The sequence below is a fragment of the Gardnerella vaginalis ATCC 14018 = JCM 11026 genome (assembly GCF_001042655.1).
Classification (GTDB): Bacteria; Actinomycetota; Actinomycetes; order Actinomycetales; family Bifidobacteriaceae; genus Bifidobacterium; species Bifidobacterium vaginale.
In genome coordinates this window covers 1,545,898-1,567,847 of the sequence record NZ_AP012332.1, presented here as the reverse complement: position 1 = coordinate 1,567,847, position 21,950 = coordinate 1,545,898, and the positions used below count along the sequence as shown (strand labels likewise).

The following is a 21,950-nucleotide window of genomic DNA, read 5'->3' as shown; positions in this document are numbered from 1 at the left end:
ATGTAATTATGTCTATAGCTTCGCAAGAAATACAAAAGCAGCTTGATCGCATTGTTGCTCTTGGCTACCCAGATGTTGCAGATATGAGTGCTGCATCGTTTCGTGCTTTAGCTTTGCCGCTTATTCGCGCTCTTGAGCAAAGCGATTTGGGTACTAATATTCTTCTTGTGCCTACTCGCGAGCTAGTTTCGCCAGAGTCCTTAATTTCTAGGACGAGTATTGATCGTATGGCTGGTTTTACAACAATGCCGCCTAGAGATATAGCTAGTTTTCTGCCACAAGATGGTTTTGAGCCTCCAGAAGGTCCATTTTACTTGGCATTAGACCCTCATACAGGCACATCGTATTTGAATCGTGAGCCAGATGTTGCCAGAAAACTTATAGATTCAGACGAGCGTCTTCCTTTGACTTTAGAAGAAGGATTGGCGATTGTTACGCAGCATCCAGATTGGCTTGAAATAAAAAATGGTTTTAATCTTCTCGGATCTAAAAGCTCCGATGGAAGAGTGCCGAGTATTTGGATGAGTCAAGGTGCTCCTCGTCTTGGAGCTGTATGGCCAAATTCAAGGCATACTTGGCTTGGTAACGCGTATTGTACAGCACGTCGTGGTGTATCTCTATTCCAATGAAGAGTATTAAATATTAATCTAATAAATTAAGAAGTTGATAGAAAAAGCGTCATTAGGTAGTAAGTAAGCAAGGTGTATTGTGGCATACATAACTTTTAATCATGTTGTAAAAGAGTATCCATCTGGATCAAGTGTTGTGCGCGCTCTAGATGATGCTAGTTTTACAGCCGAGCGCGGTAAGCTCACCGTAATACTAGGGGCTTCGGGCGCAGGTAAAACTACAGCATTGAATATTTTAGGCGGTATGGATACGGCAACAAGCGGTAGCGTAACTGTTGGTGATTTAAATATTACAAAGCTAAATGGTCGTGGGCTTGTAAAGTATCGAAGAGAAGATATTGGTTTTGTTTTTCAATTCTATAATCTTGTTCCAAACTTGACGGCGTTAGAAAACGTGGAGCTTGCTTCACAAATTTGCTCAGATCATTTTGATCCAGCTCAAACACTTATTGACGTAGGGTTGGAAAAAAGACTTAATAATTTCCCAGCACAACTTTCTGGAGGCGAACAGCAGCGAGTTTCTATTGCGCGCGCACTTGCTAAAAAGCCTAAGTTGCTTTTATGCGATGAGCCTACGGGTGCGCTAGATTATGAAACAGGAAAAGCTGTTTTGCAATTATTGCAAGATATTTGCCAAAAAGAAGGAATGACGGTTCTTATTATTACTCATAATGCTGCTATTGCTCCTATGGCTCATAAAGTTGTGAGATTCCATTCTGGAAAAGTCGTGAGCGAAACAGTACAAGAAAATCCTACGGCAATTGCAGATATTGAATGGTGATTTGTAGAGTGGTGGTTTGTAGTGAGTAGCGAAACTGTAAAATCTAAGAAAATCAAGCGTAAATATGCGATTAGTAATAAGCGCTCACGTTCTATTTTTCCAATGGTTTTTATTAGTGCTATTAGAATGTGGTTTCACGAATGGCGTCGTTTCTGCATACTAGCAGTTATAGCAATGCTTGGCGTTGCAGTTATGACTGGCATTTATGCAGGATGCAACGATATGCTTCTTGGAGCAAATGACACTTACTCTAAACTCAAAGCTTACGACCTACAAATTATTTCTACGCTTGGTTTGACTGACAAAGATGTTAAAGCAATCAAAAAATTGCCATTTGTTAGTGAAGCAGAGGCGGAAAAGTCGTTTAAAGCTACTGCTCATCCTTCGAATAATGCCAATTTGTCTTATGCAATGAACGTTGTGCAATATAATCACAATGTTAAAAAACTGAATCGTCTGCATTTGATGCGTGGCAATATGCCAACAAACAATCGTCAAGCTGTGGTAACTGAACGATTTTTGCACGATAGCGGATTGCGAATTGGTAGCACACTGTTTTTGAGTATGCAACAAGTCACTAATCAGCCTAATTCGTCTAATCAACCGATTCAAAATCAAAAATATAAGCTTCTAATCACAGGAAGCGTGTTAGACGTAAACGATTTGGATAATCCAAACGGGTATCAATCAAAAGCTTTCCGCAATTCCGTAATATCACGCTACCCTATTTTTACCTCTGCGATTACTGAAAGCACAAATAATCTTCCATACACAGCTATATATGTGCGCCTAAATGAGGCTCGACGCGTTAACGATTTTTCGCAAAAGTATCGCGCAATTGTGGCAAATGCTTCAAACCAAATTAAAGACAGTGTGCAGAGTGATTGCCAAGAGGCGCGCACAAATCAGGTTGTAAAAGACCAGACTAATCAACAAGTAGATCAAACTATAGCCAATATGCCAATGCTTAAAAACGCTCCCGACTCGGTTTTAGCTAAGGCTCGCGCACAAATTTACGCAAAAATTAAGACAGAAGTGCAAAAGCATGTTCCTCAAGCAAGATGGCATATTTTTGCTCGCATATCAAACGGGAGCTATACTCGCTTGCGTTCTGATGTTGCCTCGATTCAATCTCTTGGATACGCTTTCCCAGTGCTTTTTCTTGTGGTGGCAATGATGATGAGCCTAACAGCCATGGCAAGAATGGTAGAAGAAGAACGAGGACTAATTGGAACGTACTTAAGCTTAGGTTATGGACGTTGCGCAGCAATAACAAGGCACGCTTTCTTTGCGATTTTTGCTTGTCTAGTAGGAGGCGGAATTGGCGATATTCTAGGATTCTTAGCAATTCCATCTTTATTACTTAAGATTTTGCGCGGATTGTACACAGTTCCAGGAGTTGTTTTACGATACGATTGGCTTTATGGTTCGATTTGTGTACTCGCGTTTGTAATACCAGTTGCAATATGCACAATAATCGTAAGCTGGAGGGAGACAAGGCAAGTACCAGCGGCATTATTGCGTCCAAAATCTCCAAAAGCTGGCGCTCGCGTGCTTCTTGAACATTTACCTTTTATCTGGAATCGTCTAAGTTTCCTCAACAAAGTATCTATAAGGAATCTGGCTCGTTTTAAAGGCAGACTATTTATGACGATTGGCGGTGTAGCTGGTTGCACGGCATTAATCGTGTGTGCTTTAGCATTAAACGATACTGTAGCCACTCTTGGAATCCGCCAATATGACGGCATTTACCGCTACGATATGATTTCTATTTCCACTCCAGATGCATTTCAAAATATGAAGAAAAGTGTGCAAAAAGATAAATCCAGCAATCTTGTTGATACCATTTTGCCTGCCTACATTAGCTCTGGAGAAATCGCAAAAAGCGATGCAGATAATGGTAAATCTAATAGCAATTCCAATAACAATTCGCATAATAAAATCGTTGGAGATTCTGAAAGCGTACAAATCGTAGTTGTTAAAGATGCCGCAGCTTTGTCTAATATGGTTCGTCTACAAGATGTTAACAATAATTTGCAAAATATTTCACTTAATGATGATGGTCCGCTTCTTTCACAGAGTGCAGCATCGTCGTTGGGAATTGCGAGCGGAAACTATATTACAATAACAAACTCCAGTTTTAAGCGCGCAAAAGTGAAGTTGCGTGCAGTCGTGCGTAATCTTATTGGTTCAAATATTTATATGACTTCTCGCTGCTATGAAAGAATATTCGGTTTTAAAAATGGAAAAAATGTTAAGAATAATGCGCTAATTATGCGTCTTCGTGGAGACGATGATGCAAGAATGCGTTACGCAGACCATGTGGCAGATAGGGATGGTGTGTTAGCTGTTATGAACATTACGCGCATGAAACATTCGTTTAGCTTTGATTTAATGAATGCTGTGGTTGCGCTTATAGTAACTCTTGCAGCAGGTTTGGCGTTAGCTGTGCTGTTTACATTGTCAAGCACTAATATTTCGGAACGTGCGCGAGAGATGGCAACTTTAAAGGTTCTTGGCTTTTATCGTAGAGAAGTTCATGCTTACGTGCATAAGGAGATGCTTACTCTTACTGTAATTGGTATTCTTGTTGGTTTGCCTCTTGGAAGATTGGTTGCAGGCTTGTTAACAAATGCTTTGCGCATGCCTTCTCTGTATTTTGAGGTTGAAGTGTCTCCATTAAGCTATGTTATTGCTGGCTTTGCAACGCTGATTTTTGCTTTAATTGTTCAATGGTCAACTAATCCCGCGTTAGACCGCATTGACCCTGTTAGTTCGCTTAAAAGTGTTGAATAAAGTTGAATAATGAAATTCAAATATTTACGGGTTCTTATAAAATTGAAAGCTCACGCCTAAAAGAATGGAGTTATAGCAATGAGTGATATTGACCAAACTAACAATGGTCACACTAACAAGATGGAGCGCAGCCTTACAAAAAGACACGTGCAATTCATTGCTATAGGCGGAACAATCGGCACGGGACTATTCTTAGGTTCTGGCAAATCCATTAGTCTTACGGGTCCAAGCATTATGCTTGTGTACATAATTGTTGGTTTAATCATGTTTTTGCTTATGCGCGGCATTGGCGAACTTATGTACAAGGATCCAAATCAGCACACTTTTATTAGTTTTATTACTAAATACTTGGGCAAAGGCTGGGGCGATTTTGCAGGATGGTCGTATTGGATAGTGCTTGTGCTTATTGGCATGAGTGAGATTACGGCTGTAAGTACGTATTGTGTTACATTTTTCCAAACTTTTGGCATAGACGTTAGCAGCTGGAAATGGCTTATAGAAATAGCGTTTTTGGCTGCTTTAGTGTGCATAAATCTGGTTGCTGTTAAGCTATTTGGCGAAACAGAGTTTTGGTTCTCAATGATTAAAATCACGTTGATTGTGGCTCTTATTGCAACTGCTGCAGTTATGGTTATTATTGGCTACCATTACCCTGCAACACAGATTAGCGGCGTTGCAAATCCTGCAGGCCACGCAGGCTTTGACAATATTTTCAACAACTTCTCGCTTATGCCAAATGGATGGTTGGCATTTTTGATGAGTTTCCAAATGGTGTTCTACGCATACCAGCTTATTGAGTTTGTAGGCGTTACGGTTTCGGAAACTAAGAATCCTCGCCAAGTTTTGCCAAAGGCAATCAACGAGATTATTATGCGAATCTTGATTTTCTACGTTGGAGCGCTTGCTTCAATCATGCTAATTGTTCCTTGGCAACAATTTAAAGCTACCGATTCTAAAGGCGTTTATATGTCTCCGTTTATAATGGTTTTCCAATATGCGGGGCTTCATTGGGCTTCGGCGCTTGTGTTCTTTGTGGTAATAACAGCCGCATCTTCTGCGCTTAATTCGCTGCTTTATTCTGCAGGAAGGCATATGTATCAAATTGCGCTAGAATCTAATTCTCCTGTTCTTTCACATTTGCGCAAAGTTTCGCGCACTAAAGTTCCTGCACGAGCAATCATTTTTTCTGCTGCGCTAATCCTGTTCTCTCCGATTATTAACTCAATTCCTGGAGTGCATGGCGCGTTTATTGTGTTTGCTTCTGCGTCTTCGGCAGTAATAATCATGATTTACATTTTGATTATGGTTACGCACAGAAAGTACCGCGCTTCTGCTGATTTTATGCCAGATGGTTTTGTTATGCCGCATTATAAGCTGCTTAATTCTCTTACTATTGCATTCTTTGTGTTTGTGTACATAACGCTGTTTATTAGCGAAGACACTCGCGGATCGGCAATTGGCGGCATTATTTGGCTCTTGCTTTTTGGAGGCTATTGCGCGTTGCATCAGCGCTGGCAGAATCGCGATTTGGCGGCGGCTTTGGGCAGATAGTTTTTGTGCAAGTAGTTACGCGATTTATGCTACGCTTTTTGTGTGCGAATTATTGTTGCGGATTGTAGTGCAGAATATACGGGTAGGCTTAATGCAAGTCTTCCAGTGGCTAAGCGCGTGTTGCTTATTAAGGCTGATGGTAGTGTACTGATTTTTTCAGAGTTAGGGTCCTATAAGCCACTTAATTGGATGGTTGCTCCTTGTACTATGCGCGTTATTGATGGAAATGTTTCTAAAGATAACGATTGTTCTTGTGAAGACGACGATTCGAGTTCTGTTTCTTCAGATGGTGCTGTCGGCGCTTGTAGCACGGAGGCTTTCGACTTTTCGCGCGTTTTTGGCGATGGAACTGTTTTAAAAATTGCTGCAAAAAAGGGCAATGACCTGCTTCGCATTGTTCTGCAACACGTTTATAGCGATTCTTCGTATGATTTAGGCACAGACCCAGGTCTCGTTAAAGATGGTGTAGAAGACCATTTGCAGCGCTACTTAGCTGAGCAAATTGAGCGTATTGGCGATGGTGCTACATTGGTTCGCCGAGAATATCCTACTGCTATTGGCCCCGTGGATATTATGGCGCAGGATTCAAACGGTGTTCATGTTGCTATTGAGATTAAGCGACACGGTGGTATTGATGGTGTTGAGCAGCTTACTCGTTACTGTGAGTTGTTGAATCGAGACCCGTTGCTTAAACCAGTTCGAGGTATTTTTGCTGCGCAGACTATTAGCCCGCAAGCGCGAGTTTTGGCTGAGGATCGTGGCTTTACTTGCTTAATCCTCGATTACGATGAAATGCGCGGTGTTGAGTCTAACGATCTTCGCCTGTTTTAGCTTAGCGATTTTTTGCTTTATCTGTAATTTATTACGAAATTTACGTAAATTTACGTATAAAAATGCCGCGCAAGATTTATTCAAGCGCGGCATGATTCGATTGGTAATTAATCACTAAGAGAATTAATCATTAAGAGATTAATAGATCAGGAAGCATAGAGAATATCTACAACAAAGTAAAGCGTTGAATTTGCAGGAATTGTTACATTTCCTTGTGCATCCTTCTTATCTTCTTTGCCATAGCCATCTTCTGGAGGAATTACCAAAAGAACTTGAGATCCGACTTTCTTCCCAGCTAAGCCTTTAGTCCATCCTGGAATCACTTGACCTGCAAGAGAGAAGTCTGCAGGCGTGCCGCGCTTCCATGACGAATCAAATTGATGCAATTTGCCGTCTTTATCGATAGTCCAGCCAGTGTAATGAGCGGTTACAGTGCTTTCTTTGGTCACCTCTTTACCAGTTCCTTCAATCAAAGTTTGAGAAACCAACTTTCCATCTGGCACGTAGTTATTCTTATCTAACGATGGTTCTCCAGATTTACTCAGAGTTACTTTCGGCAGATTTTCAGGGATATCCTTAACTTTATTGCCTGTTGCGCGTTCAAGAGATTTCATTGAAGAAACAAGAGTTAACACCATTACGTACGCATCTTGCTTAGTTTGCGGATTTGCAGGCACACCAAATGCAATCGTGGAATTAATTTTTCTTCCCTTAAACAGTGCATAATAAGGTTTACTCGTAACGCCTTTTTTAACAACGATTGAGCAATCTGGTTTGCCTTGTTTCCATGTGTTCATAAGCTCTTTGCCGTTTTTAGCATTGTACACAATGCCATTAGCGCATACGCGACTATTTTCTTGGATTTTAGCACCGTTTCCGTTTTGCAAAATGGCGTAAGAATTTGGCTTTACGTCTATAGGAGTAGTTATATCGACCTTTGGTTGTTTGCCTAAAGTTCCACTAGCCTTAACGCCGCCTAAAACTTGCATTCCAGCAGCATTCGCGGCTGGGTCTGCCATTCCGTTATCATTCGTGCTATTCCCGCTGCAAGATGCCATTGTAAAACACAAGGCTGCAGCGCTAATTGTGCTAATTGCGCGTATTGCAAAAGATTTGATTGTGTATAATCTGGTTTTTCTCATAGGTTTAAGACTATCGCTTGAGTCTGATTTTAATTATTCAGTAGCAAATATATTTAAATATTACGAAGAATTGTAAAAGATTAATAAATATAACAATCGATTAATTATAAAAGATTATGAAAGATTGTAGAATAGATAGGAGCAAATACGATATGACGATTATTAAGGCGAATATCAAAAAGAATTCATGCTCTGATTACAAGCATAATGCATGATTTATTGCTGATTAGGATGCAGAAAGAGGTTTGATGCAACGACCTACAAAACGAGCTAAGTTTATGCGAGGAATCGTGGCACCTATTTTTGGGTTGCTTGCTGTGCTTAGTATTGTTCTTGGTGTTCTTAATGCCACAGTTTGGAAGCCAAACTCTATTGTTTCGGCTCATACAAACGTGTATGGTTCAAGATACATTGTTACGGATCCAGGTGTTTTAAATCTTGTGGATTACCGCGTAAAAATTAGTGTTGCGGCTCTTAATACTCGTAAGCCGATTTGTGTAGCAGTTGGTTTGGCTAAAGATGTTCGTGGGTGGACTCGTGGCTACTCTGTACAGAGAATAACTGGTTTGCAAGATTGGGAGAATCTTTCTACTGTCCCTATGAAGGCGGATGATTCTGCAAAGTCAGATGTGAATAACAAAAATTCTGTAGATTCCGCGAATAACTCTTATTCTAAGGCTTCTAAAGATGTAGATTTTAAAGATTCAGATTTGTGGACTAATGCTACTTGCCAAATGGGTTTGGCTAAATTGTTTGTTAATGCGGAAGATTTTGAACAATCTGAGAACATTGTTCCTGGAGATTTGAGCAGTGGCAATGCTGTAAATCAAGCAAATCAAGCAAATCAAGAAAATAGCCAGTCGAATCATCAAAAAGTTTCATCCGCATTGCGTGCAAGGATTTCTCGACGCGTGCTGATTATTGACTTAGGTAAAAATTCTCCTGAAGCATTCGTAGAGTTTCGTTGGCGTAGACACAATCTTCCAGATTTTGCAACTCCTTTGTATTTTGTTGGAGCACTGTTTGCTCTGCTTTGTGTCCTTTCTGCTTCTGTGTTCGCTATGGCTCCACATCGCAGGCGTAATAAGCGTTTGGTGGCTAGTAGAAGTGGTCTTATTACTGTAGAAAGTGTCTCCAGAGACGAAGAAGTTAAATTCTCAGATGCTTTTGCTGGCACAATGGCTAGTATTTTTGGCAGTTTTGCTAAAGATAAGAAGTCAAGGCATAAAGGTTCTTCAGCTTCTCATGCTCGTCATGGTTCTCATTCAAAAACTCGTGTTGCAAAGTCGCAAGCAACCGTGGATTTGTCTGTAAACGTAAAGTCTGGTTTAAATTCTTCTCCAACTCCATCTTTGGATGAAACTGCTGTGATTTCTAAAGAAGATTTGCAGTCTTATTTTGCTCGTTTTGCTAGTGAATCATTCTCGGATGTTTCCAAGAATGATAGCGATTCGTCTACTGTTTTAGAAGTTTCTGATGCTTCTTCTGATAAATCTTCCTATGATTCTTTTAAAGATGAAGATGCTATACGTGATTCCAAAGATTCTTTGAATGATGATTCTAATAAAAAGCAATCTTCAAAGGAATATTCAGGGAATAGTAGCAATAATAATTCTAGAAAGTCGAGTCATAGCAATCGCGGCAACCGCAATAGTAGATATGGTAGAAGAAATCGTGATTCGCATGACAATCAAGATGGTCGTTCTAGTAGTAGAGATGTAGAAAATCGCAAATATAGGGATAATCGTAGTAAATCAGCGGAGGCTTGCGACTCAAGCAATGAAAAGTCAAATAATCGCAGCAAGTCGCGAAATCAAGGGAATAATCGTGATTTGAGTAATCATCGCGACCAGCGTAAGAATAGTCAGAATAATCAGCATAGTCAGCGCGGGCAAAAATATGGCAAAAATCGTCGATCTAACGAATTAGATAATCGTAATAGAAATAGCGGCGAAAATAATGCAAATAACAGAAACGCTGGTGGCAACACGAATTCAAACTATAACCAGAATCGTAAGCGTAAAAATAATGCGCGTGGAAATGAGCAAAAGTGAGTGTGGAAAGTAAGTATGACTATGTTTTATGCGCATAAAATCAAATATTATGTAAGATTTACATTCGCTACAATAATGACGCTAATTATGTGTTTTGCTCTTAGCGCTTGCGATGGTCAAGTTCCTAAAGCCGCTGAGGGGCATAGCACAAAGGAACTTCCAAACGTAACGTCTATTAGAGAAAAAGATATACGTTTAAGAGTTTTGAGGTCTCTAGAGCGCGCGAATGAAGAGAAGAATTCTAGTAATCTTGATTGCTATATGAGTGGTCCTGCAATGCTTGTGCGAACTAGTGAGCTTGCGATTGCGGCTAAAACAGGAAAATTGGATCCAAAAACAACAATTCCTCGTGAAGTTGCTCAGACTATTGTGCCTACGAATGCAAACTGGCCTCGTGATTTGATGACGATTACTACTACAACAAAAGACCAGCAGTCTAAGAGATTGTTGGTGATCCGTCAGGATAGGGCACGCTCAAACTATAAATTGTGGGCAGTTGCAAGACTGTTCCCTGGTGTGCGTCTGCCAAAATTCCCTGTTTCTTCAATCGGTGCTTCAATGGGTAAAGCAAATGATTCTGGCCTTGTTATGACTCCTCATGCGGCAGCAGCGGCTTATGCTGATGTTCTGCAGCAAGGAGAATCTAGTAAATTTGCAAAGAGTTTTGCTAGTGATTATTTGCGCGCAAAATTAGCAGAATTATCTAAGACTGTTCAAGCAGGAATGGAGCGAAACAAAGGTTCTCAGGAACAGGTTTTTACTTCAGTTCCAAATCAGATTAGCGTTATGCGCGCAAGCGATGGTAGTGATTTAGTGGTTGCGCGTATTGACTCCGTGTGGACTAGAAGAGCTGGAGAAGGTCGAGAATCAAGACCAGCGTCTGACGAGGAGAAAGCTTTGTTTGGAAATGCTAAGGCTACTTCTACAATGCGTGTAACTTACGTAAATGTTGTAGCAATGGTTGTTCCACCAGCTGGCTCTAATGCGCAGATTGTTCCTGTGGGAGCGGAGCGTCAGCCTATAAAGGTAGAAGCCCTGTAAGCAGTTGTATAAGCAATATAAGAAATGTAAGCAAAGTTGTAAGCAATATAAGCAAAAGAGGAAATTATGGTTGATTCACAATCAATGGGTATGAACCCAGGCGGCTTCTCTCTGGCTGGAGCAGTGGACTTGGAAGGTGTAAAGCGCAAAGCAGAAGCTCTTGTAAAACGAGAAGCGGCTGAAAAGTCAGGAAAACCTCAGTCTAAGATGCCGTCTGCTGGTGGGTATGTGATTGATGTTAATGAACAAACTTTTCAGGCGATGGTTCAGACCTCTGTAAGTTTTCCAATTATTTTGCTTGTATGGCAAAAAAGCGATGAAACTTCTTACGATTTAGCACAAAAACTTGCGGATTCTATTACTGTGTTAGATGGCAGAATGCAGCTTGCTCGTATTGATGCGGATGAAAGCCCATCAATTGCTCAAGCTTTACGCGCACAGCAGCTTCCAGCTGTATATGGATTGGTTGGAGGCAGACCAATGCCTATTTGTCAGGGATTGCCTAGTGCAGATGAGTTGCAGCAGATTTGTAATGATATTCTGCCTCAGTTGGTTAAAGTTGCGGAAAAATCTGGTGTAGCTGGGATGGCTCCTTATGTTGATTCAGTTGATTCTGCAGGTGATTCTATGGATGCGTCAGGTGTTGGTGTAGGTGATGATTCTGCGGTTGCTGGCGACTCTTCTGACGTTCCGCCAGAACATAAAATTGCTCATGAGGCGGCTATGAATGGCGATTATGCTTTAGCAGCAAGTGAGTATGAAAAAGTATTGCAGGCTAACCCGAATGATTCTTTGGCATCTCGCGAACGCGCTAAAGCATTGCTTCTTGGCAGGAATACTAATACAAATGTTGATGCAGTTCGTAAGGCTGCTGGTGATAATCCTAGTGATGCTTCCGCTCAGCTTGCTGTAGCAGATGTAGATATGATTGATGGTCATATTGAAGATGCTTTTAGTAGGCTTCTTGATTTTCTTGCTGGTCATCGTGATAGTGCAGATGTGATCAAAGAACGTATGCTTGAGTATTTTGCGATGCTTCCAGCTGGAGATGAGCGTTTGAACCGTGCGCGTCGTCGCTTAGGAATTCTCCTGTACTGATATACCACGCAAAAGACGGGTTATAGGCCAAAAAGTGTGTAAGAAATCATGTCTCACGCATTGCAATACAAGCGTTTTGCGGTAATCGAATCTGTTTTCTGCACATTCGCCACCCGGACAAAAAGTGTGTAAAAAATCAGCTCATAACCCTTATGGCAGTAGGGCTCGTTGTATATCGAATGTGGGTTATTCTTCATTTGTATGAATAACCCACTATGCAATAACTGTCATCATAAAATGAGCAAGAATGGTCACACCAATGCTGGCACTACTAGATACCGTTGTACTAACTGTGGGGCTTCTAAAAGTAGAGCGTATGATAAACAATCAAACGATTTAACAGTTAGTTTAAATTGGCTTTTATCTAATAAGACTCAGGATAAGTATTCATACGATTTCTCAGCCCGTACCTTAAGACGTAAGAATAAGCTTTTATGGGACTTATGGCCGCAAGTACCATTCGTGGATGAAGTTTATGATTACATTCATGTTGATGGTATTCATTTAGGACGTAAATCTGTAGTATTAATCGCTTACTCTGGGAAACATGTTTTAGGCTGGTACGTGGCTCGTAGTGAGAATAGTCGCGCGTGGGGTTATCTCATGCAGCGTATTGCGGAACCGCTAGTAGTAGTTTGTGATGGTTCTGGTGGTATTCGTAAAGCAGTAAAAACATATTGGCCTAATACGAAAATACAACGTTGCTTGTTCCATATAGGTCTTAACATTAAAGCTTTAACTGGAGTTAATCCTCGTCTTACTCCTGGTAAGCAATTACTATCATTAGCTAACATTGTTTCTGACATAAAAACAGAAAATCAAGCTCGTCATTGGCTTATTTCTTACAATAATTGGGTGAATACTTGGAGTGATTTTCTTAAAGAGAAAAGCAAGTATTGTGATGGTAGTATTGCTGATACTCATCAAAGACTAGTTCGTGCTAAATCAATGATTGATAGGCGTATTCATGAGGGTTATATGTTTACTTTTCTTAGCCCTCCAGAAGATTGCACTCATCCTATTCCACCAACTAATAATGCTATTGAATCAATGAATAGTAGAATTCGCGCTATGCTACGTAATCATCGTGGATTAAGCTTGTTAAAACGTATACACGCTATATGCTGGTGGTGTTATTTAAACACGAGTAAGCCAAGAGATAAGTCTTGGATAGTCACTCATTCTTTTACTAGTAAACGTATAGAACAACTCTATAGGCAAGCTTGGGAGCGTTCTAATCAAGGATTATCTGAAGTATTTGGAATACCAGCAAGATATGGTACTGGTGTTGATTGGAATGAGTTCCATAAGAGTCGTGAATACTACCAGTAATTATCAAAAAGCTAAGCTGATTACTTCTATTTCCAGAATATTCATCAGCTTAGCCTTACACACTTTTTGGCCTATAACCCCTGATGAGTTTGAGCCTGCGAATAATTTCAGCGCTATCGTGTTTGTCTCTTTCTCTGCCACTTTCTAGTTTCATACCAAGGATATAATCAAGCGGCGGCATGAGCACGGTAAGATGAGAGAATTGAAAAACAGGAGTGCAAATTTTGCGCGGTGGGATGCGGTTCATGTTCGCAACAGAATTATTAAGCCATAATTCATCTGGCTCGTTCGCGTTATATTTCTCACCGACCTGTTGAATTATGTTTCTGATTTTTTCATTTTCTGTATAGAAGGCATCAACGTCTTGCGTGCCTCGAAGATTGTAATACTCAAGAACGAAACCACCAGCACAAATAATTTCGAGTGTGATATTTTCGTTCGCAAGATTGTCATTGAGTTCAGCGAACAGTGGTGTCTTGTCCATAACGTCCTTCTTTGAAAAGTTGCAGAATATTTTTTGGTTGTGCTTTACGATTCGCTTGGAGCACGTGCTCTCTTGTGTGTGTGCCGTCAGTGAGTGCGTCTTGCAATGTTATTTTTTGGAAGGGAGTCAGCACGGTGCTGTTGAGTAACCGTGTGACATCATCACTGGTGAGTTTCGTGCCATTGTCTTGAATAACTTTGTACAGGTAGCGGAACCATAAATCCCCATCTCGTTCGCTATTCTTACTTGCTTGAATCATATACTCGTACCACGTGTGCATGTGTCGTCTCCTTCTGTGTATTACCTGATTCTTATTCTAATCGGACAACACACAAACTTTTAGTATGCTAGGCATAGGCATAAGCCGCTTGCCTTATCGAAGGTGAATGCTCTGCCACCGTCTTCAACTTCGGAACAATTCTGGGCAAGAAGTTCAATATCGATACTGTGATAGAGAAGCGAATAAGGAAGCTCACTATGCTGGGCAAGTTTGGGAGTTATCCACGTCTCGCTAAAGTCTTCAAACCATTCTTCGACATCGCACACGGTAAAGCAGTCAATTTCGTCAATGGTGTGGTGCGCGTCGAACCAATCTTTGAATTGTGGATATTCTTCGAGTACGTTTTCGATGTCGCTCCCGTCATACCATGTGCACATTTCATCTCTCCTTTTCCTCGGGGTGTCTGTGACATTTTTTTGTTCAAGTTCCTTGAACACTGAAGACATATCGCCGTGAAGTGACGTAGCGCATAAGCTGCGCGTGGACCTTTAGGGACATCGCGGGCGTTGCGTGGAGGAACGTGGCGATAGGATCGTAAGTGTCAAGGAAATTGACAAACCTTAAAGAAAATTTTTTGTACACCGCAGGTGTTCCATACGAAAAAGAATGGTTGTACACGCTTTAGCGTGTGCAACACAATATTCCTGTCTATTGAGTCGTCAAGTACATACGAAATAGGGGTGAAGAATATGAATCCTTCACCCCATGTGCTTTTATAGGTTTTAGTCTGTGGTGGTGTAATAGTAGTCAAGCTGGTCGCTTGTGAAGTTATCTTCGCACCATGCTGCCAGGGTCGTATACAGGTCGTTGTATACACGTGCTTTATCCTCGTTGTAGAAATGGTATTGCCAGATTTTATTGTTCAACACCATGACAAGCTCGGTCATCATTTTGTAATTGCTGTGCCACTCATTAAAAGCGCGCTGGTAAGTATCTTCGATAGCGTCGAGACCAAATGCTTCTGCTATGGTGAAGTCTTCCCAGAAAGTAGTGATTGGCGTGTACCCGTAGTCTTTGAGTGGATTGTAGATTTGTGGCATAGTGATTGTGGTGCTCATTGTGTTTTCCTTTCAAAAAGTGGGGAGAAGAGGCTTTTCTCTTCCCCGTTGTGTTTGTTTTGATGATTGCGTTTCACGTCCTGCCGGTGGATGCGTTTCACACCCTCGGGGTGCTTGACCCAGCTCGCGCGGCCGAAACAATTTATTGTTGAGAGACGCTCGGATGGGTTGACATGCGTCCGCTGGTAGGGCGAGCATTCATCGGTAAAACAAACACGGGTAGAGAAAACACGTGCTCCAGCTATGAAAAGGAAAAGAGTGAGCAGTCGCTCTTACTGAATGCGCATAATCTCCTCACTCTTATAAGTACACGGGCAGAGTAGCTGATGGTTTTGCGAAGGATAATAGTGCAGAGGATTGTGTGGTAGAAAAAGATTGTGTTCCATGCGTGCAGGGGTGGGTGCGGCTCATACACGTGTGATGGAGAGTGAATGTGTAGAAACTATTCTTCTGGCACCACTCTTACCAGTAGCGCGTAGACGTGTATGCGTGTGCTCAACCTATCGGTTGTGGGGTGTGCTTGTATATCCATCTGTATGAGCGTATTAATAGTGCATGGTTCCAGGTCTTTGGCTTATCGTCATGGGCATTCTTGTGAGAAGAAAACCGACACGAAAGCGTAGGCTGGCTTATACAAGAGAAATGAAAAGGTGGTGGAGCACCCACCTTTTTCGTGAGTGTTCCACCACGAGGGCTTTAGTGACCCATGTTGATAGACCAGTAGCGTTTCTCGTCTTCACGAGCATGCGTGCCTTGAGGGTCGTCAGGATTGAAGTACGCGTTGCTGAAGGTATTGATGCGCACACCGTACCGGCCTGGAATGTTCGTGTAATAGCCTGGCTGGGTGCGCTTACCCTTGAGCAGCGTATGGTGGCGCAAGTCGAAGAGAGTGACTGTTTTAGAGGTGACGTGAATGACTTCGTAATAATCCCAGTTGGTTTGGTCATACCCCCATGTTGCGACGAGGATGTCACCTTCCATAGCGCCGTGCACGTTAATGGAGTTGCGGGTTACTGGTGCTTCGAGTGTGGTAGTCATAATAATCCTTTCCGTTAAAAGTGAAACAGTGGTTGTTTCGCTTGGGTTTTCTTTTGTTGATGATTGCGGTTCACGCTACGACTGGCGGCATATGTCACACCCCTTGTGGGTGCGTGACCTGGCACGCGTGGCTGCAACGTAAGTGAAAGACACGACGGACAGGTTGACATATGTCGCTAGGCGCAGCGAGCATTCATCGGTAAACAAAAGAAGGCCTAAGCGGTAAACAGCCACTCACATTTTTTAAGGAAGGAAGTATTGTCTTACCACACGAGGCGCCTCGTATGCGTAATCCTTAGCTAAGTGCATAGATGCAAGGAAAAGGCCATGTCAGCGTGTGGGGTGTGAGAGAAACTATCAAGATGAGAAAGTAAGAAGGGCTACCCTAATGGGTAACCCTTCTAGTGGTATAGCGGTGCGTTTAGATGTGGTAGTCGCCGGTTACTGTAGTCATGATGTACAGGTCACGATAGTGAGGGTCGAGATAGTCAAGGCTACTTTCAAGGACTGTCCATGATAAGTTTGACGGGTTCATGATGATAATACGAGTAGTCGCATACGGTTGTGTAAGACGACGGTAGTCACGCATGACATGCCTGTCTAGCTCACTGTGCGCACCGTAGTGTGGCATGTACCCGTAATCGGTTACGATTCGTGCAGCGTGGTGGAATGTTTCCGCAGCTTCATGTGCAAGACTATTCATCTTTTCACTATCAGCGTGTAGGTGAACGATACCGTCATTCTTACTGGTAAGCGTGTATGGCATGTACTGTATTTCCAAGTCGACGATATCGCGTGGATTGTTCCATGTGTCGATGAAGTCAACATAGTCAGCTTCATCGGCTATGTCTTTTTCGAGGGTAAGGGGATCGACCGACTGGAGAAAAGTGGCGATGAGGTTGTCGTAGCTGGCATATTTTTTGAGTGCTTCGATAGCGTCTTTTTCACTGGTGAACGAGTAGAGAATGCTGGAGTGTCCCATAATAATTGTCCTTTCTTATGTGTGTCACTGTGTGCGTGACAAGCGTTAAGCAGCACACAACCCGTTGCCATAAGACACTCCGCCACCCCTCTAAAAATGATATGGGTTCTTGTGGGGCGCGCCCACACCCGTGGAAAGGCTTCCCTGTCTGCAATTTTTGCAGGCATGGGGAGCCTGAAAAACGATGGTGTCTGGCGCGAACTGCAAGAATCCTTATCGGGGTGGTGTGTGTGGATTGTGGTGGGTGTGTGCTTGTCTTGGCGCTGGCACGCACAAAGCTCATGTGGGGCGGCCGGGGTGCAGCATCTTTGCTGCACCCGTGTCATACAGACAACCCTTTAAGGGTTGGCATTAGCCCCACATGATATATAGGTCAGGAATATATGAGTAATGGTCGATCTCACGTGCGGTAATGTCGACCATTTCCATTTTGGTGGTGGTTGGTTTTCTATCAAAGGACAAGCCAACCACCCGATTTTTGGTCCCTTAGAGGGTGTTTACGCGTATGCAGGTTCTTTATATACTATGCCTTCTTTGTTCTTGTGATCTTTGGATGTTTCCTCTTCGTTTTCCTCTAGTGGACGTAGTGAGAGACTAAACCCGAGATTGTCAAGAACACGCATAAGAGTATCTAAACGTGGGTTGCCTTTGCCGGAAAGGATTTGATACAAGCTTTCGCGTGGAATTCCGGAACGCTGCGCAAGCTTTGTCATTCCCTCAGATTTTGCTACTTCGCCTAGTGCTTGAGTAAAGAAGTGCGCATCGTTAGCTTCTAATGCCGCATTAAGGAAATAAATGATAGATTCTGGGTCGGTTAGATAGTTTTGAATATCGAATTCTCGTGTCTTTACCATTGTCCTGCTTCTTTCATGTCTTTAAGGAGAGCGTCTGCTTTCTTGATATCCTTGTCTTGTGTGGATTTGTCTCCACCAAAGACAAGGAGAACTATCTTGTCTTGTTTTTGGGCGAAATACACGCGATACCCTGCATCGATATGGAATCGTGCTTCTTTGAGTTCGCCATGTATGGTTTTAACGTCTCCGAAAACCATGCTCTCATTTTTCCACTGGAAGAGTCGAGAGCCGATAGCTAGTTGAGCTCGTCTATTTTTAAGCTTTTCTAGCCATTTTGTAAATTCTTCTGTTTCTATTATTCTCACACATCAATTGTAAGATATTTCTTACAGTTTGTCAATCTGAAGCAATAAGAGCGCGGGTCTCTCTACCTTTCTTCTAGGTAGAGAGACCCGCACTCTTTAACTTAAACTACAGCCTTTAGAATGGCATATCACCTGGGTCGTAACCAGTCATCCAATCGTCCTCTGATGAGGCTGGTTGTTCTGGAGCAGCTACAGGTGTGGTGTCGCGGTTTTGCCGCATAGCGAGCAGTGCGATATTGGTTGTAAGGTTTTCAGCATTAAAACTGACTTGGGCGTGGGCTTTGCCGTCTTTGCCTATCCATGCGGATGGGCGTGGATCGAACCGGCCTATCGCAATGACGGGCATGCCTTTACCCAGTTGCCCATTGTTCCATAGGGTTTCGAGGATTTCCGCAGACCTACCGAATATTTTTACCTGGATGAAGTCTGCTGGTCCGTCGACCCACTGCCCATTTTCCTGGCGTCTGTTTTGTGATGCGATGGTCAATTGGAGCATAGCGCGTTTACGGTCTGCTGGCGGGAAGTAGGTGTGATTGTCGGTGAGGTTTCCTTCGATAGTTTGAGCGATGGTCGTTTTCATCATTGTTCTCCTTTTTAGTTGAGGTTGTTGAGGCTTATTTCTGTGACTGGGTTTAAGACTTCGGGTAGGTTTTTGAGCTCATCGAGTCCGAATTGGCTTGTGATACGGTCCAGATCGTATGTGTCGGTCGCGTTGATGATCCACAGGACGCCTTGCGTGTTTCCGAGTTTGGATGCGCGGAATGCTTCAAGACGGTTCAGGATTGCCGCGATGTTTTTCGCTTTTTCTGGGGTGAGGATACTGGTTTTGATGAAGCTTAATTGTGGTGTCCACCCGTTACTGTCATTCATGTCTACGGTGTGGGTGATACGGATGACGAGGCGGACTTTACGTTCTTGTTCACTCATTGCAAGTCTTCTTTCGTCTTATTGTGGTTACTGGTGTATGGTTCTATTCCGTGTGTGGCTGCTATTTCTTTGAGGGATACCCGTTTTTCTGGTATCCAGGCTTGGTAGAAGTAGTAGTGGGCAAAGAATGCCATCATACCGATGACACTGATTGAGCTAAAGATAATAAAGGTTTGCGTGTTTGTAGGGAGAAAACTGTTATAAAGCGCTGCTGCCAGTACGAGGGTTATGGTTACTGCGAGAACGCTTAAGAGTACTGTCCATGCGCGAATAATTGTCTGGTGTTGGCAATTGCGTACTCGACTGCTGTCTTTCCATAATCTATTTGTTTCTGTGTATGCTGTAGCAAGGAGGATCCAGCATGAGATGATACTTGCGAGTATGATTGCCCACTGTGGCATGCCGTGGCCTATTTGTGAGCATAAGGCAGGGGCAGCGGGTGCTAAGACGAGCCATAGAAGGTCACGCTGCCCGTTGTCTAGTGTAAACTCCATGATAATTCTCCTTTTAAGATTCTCTTGTTTTGATGAAGCTTAATTGTGGTGTCCACCCGTTACTGTCATTCATATCGATGGTGTGGGTGATACGGATGACGAGACGGACTTTACGTTCTTGTTCACTCATTCTTGTTCTTTCTTTTCGTTGCTCGTTTTGATTTTTTGATACATGCCACCTGAAAAGTTGCCGATAAGAAATGCAAAGGCTGCGAGAGTAATCGTTCGTATAGTCTGGTTGTCTGATAGTGTTTCTACGAGTACGCAGACGGTCACACTGGTAAAAATTAGTGCGAGTGTGAGTTTTTGCCATCGTGTTTTTGGCGTATGTGTCTTGTTCGCGCTCTCTTGCATGAGATGTGCCATGTAGGTTACAAGACCGCTGTATGCAATAAGTGCATTTATTAGGATGAATGCTGCGAGTATACGAATGAGCATAAAAGACCTTTCTTTGTTGTAGTTTTGGTTATTCTTGGAATAAGGCGGGCTCTAGTTGGGAGACATAGTCTTTATCGAGTGTCCAGTTGTGGATGAAGCGTAGGTCGCACGAGTTTTCGTATGTGTTTTCAAGCTCGCTTATGGGGTGGATGGTGTATCCGGTTTTTTGCGCGTCTTGCTCATCTTGTGTGTTTTCGCAGATGTAGATTTTGTGGCATCCGTCGTATGCGAAGCTTGTGCCGGTGACTGGCTTGCTGTTAATTTTCATTCTTGTTTTCCTTTCTACTTGTATATGATTTTTCTTATGGTTTGGTTTTATATAAAAACCCTGGTGTGATTATTTTTCGTTCGTGTTGTTGAACACTGGAAGGGACAAAAACGGAATGCGCTGGAGCCAACCCCTTGCGGGCCCTAGCTTCGCGCGTGTCCGTAACGCGAGTGGAGGACGCGGGGAAGTTGGCGGAAGTGACCCGTTTTTTAGAGTGGGAAGTGTCAAGAACACGTCATAAAAAGCAAAAAATGAGAGTACACCGCAGGTGTTCCATGCGATGATAATGGGTCTGCCGCCATGATAGTGGTGGCAGATTCTTTGTTCTGCTGGTGGCGGCTGGTTCACACATCTTTGTGTGAACTTATGGAAGCATAGTAGCCACCCTTCTCGCGTGGTAATAGCGCGGCTTGCTCCTGGGGGTAATGCCCTAAAATTTATGGAATTTTGTTCAGGGCATGCCCTAGGGGTAAGACGCGCCCCGCGCGGGAGGGTGGCTGCGATAAGCCACCAGGGGCTGGCAGAAAAAGTTGCGCTTCTTTTTCTGCCAGCAAACCCTCTGCTTACTTCTGGCACCAGTGGGGTGTGATGTGGTGAAGGAGCGCTGTAGTAGTGATGCGTGCAAGCCCGTACTTCTCGTCTATCGTGAGTGCTTTCTGGGCTGTGATACGAGCGTTTGTCGTGTCATTTTTCAGCCAATACAAGTATGACAGTGTGCCATAGACTGTGACAGTTCCCTCTGACTTAATCCTTTAAGTTCCAGCATGGTGGTCAGCAGTGCTATTGCACGATGGATGCGCCGTGTGTCGAGGGTGAAATTGTCATCTCTAAAAACCAGGTCGAGGCTTGAACGCACATAGTGGACAGTTTTCTCAGCGAATGGGTGCTCAACGTTATCGAGGAAGTCTTGCATGGTGCAGCCATGGAAACTATCAATAAGGAACATGTCACGCACGATGAGGAGACTGCTTAATGCTTGGATACCGTAGCGTAGTGTGTTCTCGTCCAATCCTTTCGTGGTAAAGCCTGCTAGGTAGTTGTGGAATGCTACGAGAGCTTCTACCTCTCCTATTAGGAGTGTGACCGTGTGGTCGCTGTTGATGGTAACCATTTTTTTTATCCTTTCCTTGTGTGTTGGTAGTTCCAGGGCAGGCACACCCGTAAACCCACAAGAACACTCCCAGTCCTTGTGCGACGCTCCAGGCTCGACTCCGGTCAGCCCGTGGAACATGTTGTGGAATGGGCTGGCAGGGGTGAGCTTGTTGGGTGGCGTGACAAGGCTGGCGTGTGGTCTTTGGACTGGGTGTGCTAGCCTCTGGGCTACCAACACGAGAAAGTGGGGGCGGCGACCGGTGGCAGCATTCTTGCTGCGCCACAACAGTACAGTCTCCACGAGTGAAACTCGTGGAGACAATAGCCGCCCAGACTTTTTAGTGGATCCGGGTATGGTGCTGATATTTCTTTTAATTCTCATGATGTTAGTCAAAAGAATTTACAGACGGGACATCAGTTATAAATATCCTAGATATAGATGTTGGTGCTATTTGCTCACGGCACAAATGAACAC

24 protein-coding genes are annotated in these 21,950 nt (G+C 43.1%); 10 read left to right on the top strand and 14 right to left on the bottom strand.

Features of this window, described 5'->3' with window-relative positions:
* Positions 1-8 precede the first annotated feature (8 nt).
* From GAVG_RS06125 to nucS, 5 genes are all read left to right on the top strand, one after another.
* On the top strand, positions 9-629 hold the full coding sequence (locus GAVG_RS06125; RefSeq protein WP_004120463.1) for a DUF5701 family protein: 621 nt from the start codon (positions 9-11) through the stop codon (positions 627-629).
* Between the two features lie 79 nt (positions 630-708).
* Positions 709-1,410, top strand: coding sequence for an ABC transporter ATP-binding protein (locus GAVG_RS06120; protein WP_009994591.1), 702 nt, complete (start codon positions 709-711; stop codon positions 1,408-1,410).
* A gap of 21 nt (positions 1,411-1,431) precedes the next feature.
* On the top strand, positions 1,432-4,206 hold the full coding sequence (locus GAVG_RS06115) for an ABC transporter permease (protein ID WP_013399334.1): 2,775 nt from the start codon (positions 1,432-1,434) through the stop codon (positions 4,204-4,206).
* A gap of 78 nt (positions 4,207-4,284) precedes the next feature.
* Positions 4,285-5,757, top strand: a complete 1,473-nt coding sequence (locus GAVG_RS06110; protein WP_004114185.1) for an amino acid permease — start codon at positions 4,285-4,287, stop codon at positions 5,755-5,757.
* A 42-nt stretch (positions 5,758-5,799) separates the two neighbouring features.
* Positions 5,800-6,588 (top strand): endonuclease NucS, encoded by a 789-nt coding sequence (nucS, locus tag GAVG_RS06105; protein WP_004114187.1) that lies wholly within the window; start codon positions 5,800-5,802, stop codon positions 6,586-6,588.
* Between the two features lie 146 nt (positions 6,589-6,734).
* On the opposite strand, the gene GAVG_RS06100 is transcribed toward nucS, so the two are convergent.
* Entirely contained in the window at positions 6,735-7,730 is a 996-nt protein-coding gene (locus GAVG_RS06100) for an FKBP-type peptidyl-prolyl cis-trans isomerase (RefSeq protein WP_004114189.1), read from the bottom strand.
* Between the two features lie 248 nt (positions 7,731-7,978).
* Between GAVG_RS06100 and GAVG_RS06095 the strand changes: the two genes are divergently transcribed.
* The 4 genes from GAVG_RS06095 (at position 7,979) to GAVG_RS06080 (ending at position 13,255) form a co-directional block, all read left to right on the top strand.
* On the top strand, positions 7,979-9,784 hold the full coding sequence (locus tag GAVG_RS06095) for a hypothetical protein (RefSeq protein WP_009994589.1): 1,806 nt from the start codon (positions 7,979-7,981) through the stop codon (positions 9,782-9,784).
* A 15-nt stretch (positions 9,785-9,799) separates the two neighbouring features.
* Positions 9,800-10,825 (top strand): hypothetical protein, encoded by a 1,026-nt coding sequence (locus GAVG_RS06090; RefSeq protein ID WP_013399332.1) that lies wholly within the window; start codon positions 9,800-9,802, stop codon positions 10,823-10,825.
* Positions 10,826-10,891: 66 nt separating this feature from the next.
* Entirely contained in the window at positions 10,892-11,923 is a 1,032-nt protein-coding gene (locus GAVG_RS06085) for a tetratricopeptide repeat protein (RefSeq protein ID WP_009994588.1), read from the top strand.
* A gap of 201 nt (positions 11,924-12,124) precedes the next feature.
* Positions 12,125-13,255 (top strand): IS256-like element ISGva2 family transposase, encoded by a 1,131-nt coding sequence (locus GAVG_RS06080; protein ID WP_029600594.1) that lies wholly within the window; start codon positions 12,125-12,127, stop codon positions 13,253-13,255.
* Between the two features lie 55 nt (positions 13,256-13,310).
* Here GAVG_RS06080 and GAVG_RS06075 read toward each other — a convergent pair whose 3' ends face one another.
* The 13 genes from GAVG_RS06075 to GAVG_RS07525 form a co-directional block, all read right to left on the bottom strand.
* Positions 13,311-13,739, bottom strand: a complete 429-nt coding sequence (locus GAVG_RS06075) for a DUF6036 family nucleotidyltransferase (RefSeq protein ID WP_009994586.1) — start codon at positions 13,737-13,739, stop codon at positions 13,311-13,313.
* On the bottom strand, positions 13,714-14,019 hold the full coding sequence (locus tag GAVG_RS06070; RefSeq protein ID WP_009994584.1) for a hypothetical protein: 306 nt from the start codon (positions 14,017-14,019) through the stop codon (positions 13,714-13,716). Before GAVG_RS06070 ends, GAVG_RS06075 begins: the two co-directional genes overlap by 26 nt.
* A 59-nt stretch (positions 14,020-14,078) precedes the next feature.
* Complete coding sequence (locus GAVG_RS06065) at positions 14,079-14,396, bottom strand: hypothetical protein (RefSeq protein WP_009994582.1); 318 nt, start codon at positions 14,394-14,396, stop codon at positions 14,079-14,081.
* Positions 14,397-14,741: 345 nt separating this feature from the next.
* Positions 14,742-15,077 (bottom strand): hypothetical protein, encoded by a 336-nt coding sequence (locus GAVG_RS06060; RefSeq protein ID WP_009994580.1) that lies wholly within the window; start codon positions 15,075-15,077, stop codon positions 14,742-14,744.
* A 696-nt stretch (positions 15,078-15,773) separates the two neighbouring features.
* Positions 15,774-16,115 carry a hypothetical protein gene (locus tag GAVG_RS07455; RefSeq protein ID WP_162037913.1) on the bottom strand — a complete coding sequence of 114 codons (342 nt, stop codon included), beginning with the start codon at positions 16,113-16,115 and terminating at the stop codon, positions 15,774-15,776.
* Positions 16,116-16,536: 421 nt separating this feature from the next.
* The gene (locus tag GAVG_RS06050; RefSeq protein ID WP_009994577.1) at positions 16,537-17,097 is read right to left on the bottom strand and encodes a hypothetical protein; all 561 of its coding nucleotides are present in this window, start codon (positions 17,095-17,097) and stop codon (positions 16,537-16,539) included.
* 497 nt (positions 17,098-17,594) lie between these two features.
* On the bottom strand, positions 17,595-17,951 hold the full coding sequence (locus tag GAVG_RS06045; protein WP_009994576.1) for an addiction module antidote protein: 357 nt from the start codon (positions 17,949-17,951) through the stop codon (positions 17,595-17,597).
* The gene (locus GAVG_RS06040) at positions 17,945-18,256 is read right to left on the bottom strand and encodes a type II toxin-antitoxin system RelE/ParE family toxin (protein ID WP_009994575.1); all 312 of its coding nucleotides are present in this window, start codon (positions 18,254-18,256) and stop codon (positions 17,945-17,947) included. The genes GAVG_RS06045 and GAVG_RS06040 overlap by 7 nt, the downstream gene beginning before the upstream one ends.
* A 115-nt stretch (positions 18,257-18,371) precedes the next feature.
* Positions 18,372-18,839, bottom strand: coding sequence for a single-stranded DNA-binding protein (locus GAVG_RS06035; RefSeq protein WP_013399328.1), 468 nt, complete (start codon positions 18,837-18,839; stop codon positions 18,372-18,374).
* 11 nt (positions 18,840-18,850) lie between these two features.
* Entirely contained in the window at positions 18,851-19,183 is a 333-nt protein-coding gene (locus GAVG_RS06030) for a hypothetical protein (protein WP_009994572.1), read from the bottom strand.
* Positions 19,180-19,677, bottom strand: coding sequence for a hypothetical protein (locus GAVG_RS07530; protein WP_013399327.1), 498 nt, complete (start codon positions 19,675-19,677; stop codon positions 19,180-19,182). The genes GAVG_RS06030 and GAVG_RS07530 overlap by 4 nt, the downstream gene beginning before the upstream one ends.
* 466 nt (positions 19,678-20,143) lie before the next feature.
* On the bottom strand, positions 20,144-20,383 hold the full coding sequence (locus tag GAVG_RS06015) for a hypothetical protein (RefSeq protein WP_013399326.1): 240 nt from the start codon (positions 20,381-20,383) through the stop codon (positions 20,144-20,146).
* A gap of 691 nt (positions 20,384-21,074) precedes the next feature.
* On the bottom strand, positions 21,075-21,494 hold the full coding sequence (locus GAVG_RS07525) for a hypothetical protein (RefSeq protein WP_226988338.1): 420 nt from the start codon (positions 21,492-21,494) through the stop codon (positions 21,075-21,077).
* Between the two features lie 78 nt (positions 21,495-21,572).
* On the opposite strand from GAVG_RS07525, the gene GAVG_RS07550 reads away from it, so the two are divergent.
* Positions 21,573-21,695, top strand: a complete 123-nt coding sequence (locus GAVG_RS07550; RefSeq protein WP_255358933.1) for a hypothetical protein — start codon at positions 21,573-21,575, stop codon at positions 21,693-21,695.
* Positions 21,696-21,950: the final 255 nt, after the last annotated feature.

Excerpts from the sequence above, each read along its gene's own strand:
- GAVG_RS06090 (WP_013399332.1), top strand. The coding sequence starts at position 9,800 with ATGACTATGTTTTATGCGCATAAAATCAAATATTATGTAAGATTTACA.
- GAVG_RS07455 (WP_162037913.1), bottom strand. The coding sequence starts at position 16,115 with ATGACTACCACACTCGAAGCACCAGTAACCCGCAACTCCATTAACGTG.
- GAVG_RS06125 (WP_004120463.1), top strand. The coding sequence starts at position 9 with ATGTCTATAGCTTCGCAAGAAATACAAAAGCAGCTTGATCGCATTGTT.
- GAVG_RS06035 (WP_013399328.1), bottom strand. The coding sequence starts at position 18,839 with ATGATGAAAACGACCATCGCTCAAACTATCGAAGGAAACCTCACCGAC.
- GAVG_RS06050 (WP_009994577.1), bottom strand. The coding sequence starts at position 17,097 with ATGGGACACTCCAGCATTCTCTACTCGTTCACCAGTGAAAAAGACGCT.
- GAVG_RS06015 (WP_013399326.1), bottom strand. The coding sequence starts at position 20,383 with ATGAAAATTAACAGCAAGCCAGTCACCGGCACAAGCTTCGCATACGAC.
- GAVG_RS06045 (WP_009994576.1), bottom strand. The coding sequence starts at position 17,951 with ATGGTAAAGACACGAGAATTCGATATTCAAAACTATCTAACCGACCCA.
- GAVG_RS07525 (WP_226988338.1), bottom strand. The coding sequence starts at position 21,494 with ATGGTTACCATCAACAGCGACCACACGGTCACACTCCTAATAGGAGAG.
- GAVG_RS06065 (WP_009994582.1), bottom strand. The coding sequence starts at position 14,396 with ATGTGCACATGGTATGACGGGAGCGACATCGAAAACGTACTCGAAGAA.
- GAVG_RS07530 (WP_013399327.1), bottom strand. The coding sequence starts at position 19,677 with ATGGAGTTTACACTAGACAACGGGCAGCGTGACCTTCTATGGCTCGTC.
- GAVG_RS06085 (WP_009994588.1), top strand. The coding sequence starts at position 10,892 with ATGGTTGATTCACAATCAATGGGTATGAACCCAGGCGGCTTCTCTCTG.
- GAVG_RS06100 (WP_004114189.1), bottom strand. The coding sequence starts at position 7,730 with ATGAGAAAAACCAGATTATACACAATCAAATCTTTTGCAATACGCGCA.
- GAVG_RS06030 (WP_009994572.1), bottom strand. The coding sequence starts at position 19,183 with ATGAGTGAACAAGAACGTAAAGTCCGCCTCGTCATCCGTATCACCCAC.
- GAVG_RS06075 (WP_009994586.1), bottom strand. The coding sequence starts at position 13,739 with ATGGACAAGACACCACTGTTCGCTGAACTCAATGACAATCTTGCGAAC.
- GAVG_RS06060 (WP_009994580.1), bottom strand. The coding sequence starts at position 15,077 with ATGAGCACCACAATCACTATGCCACAAATCTACAATCCACTCAAAGAC.
- GAVG_RS06095 (WP_009994589.1), top strand. The coding sequence starts at position 7,979 with ATGCAACGACCTACAAAACGAGCTAAGTTTATGCGAGGAATCGTGGCA.
- GAVG_RS06110 (WP_004114185.1), top strand. The coding sequence starts at position 4,285 with ATGAGTGATATTGACCAAACTAACAATGGTCACACTAACAAGATGGAG.
- GAVG_RS06070 (WP_009994584.1), bottom strand. The coding sequence starts at position 14,019 with ATGCACACGTGGTACGAGTATATGATTCAAGCAAGTAAGAATAGCGAA.
- GAVG_RS06080 (WP_029600594.1), top strand. The coding sequence starts at position 12,125 with ATGAATAACCCACTATGCAATAACTGTCATCATAAAATGAGCAAGAAT.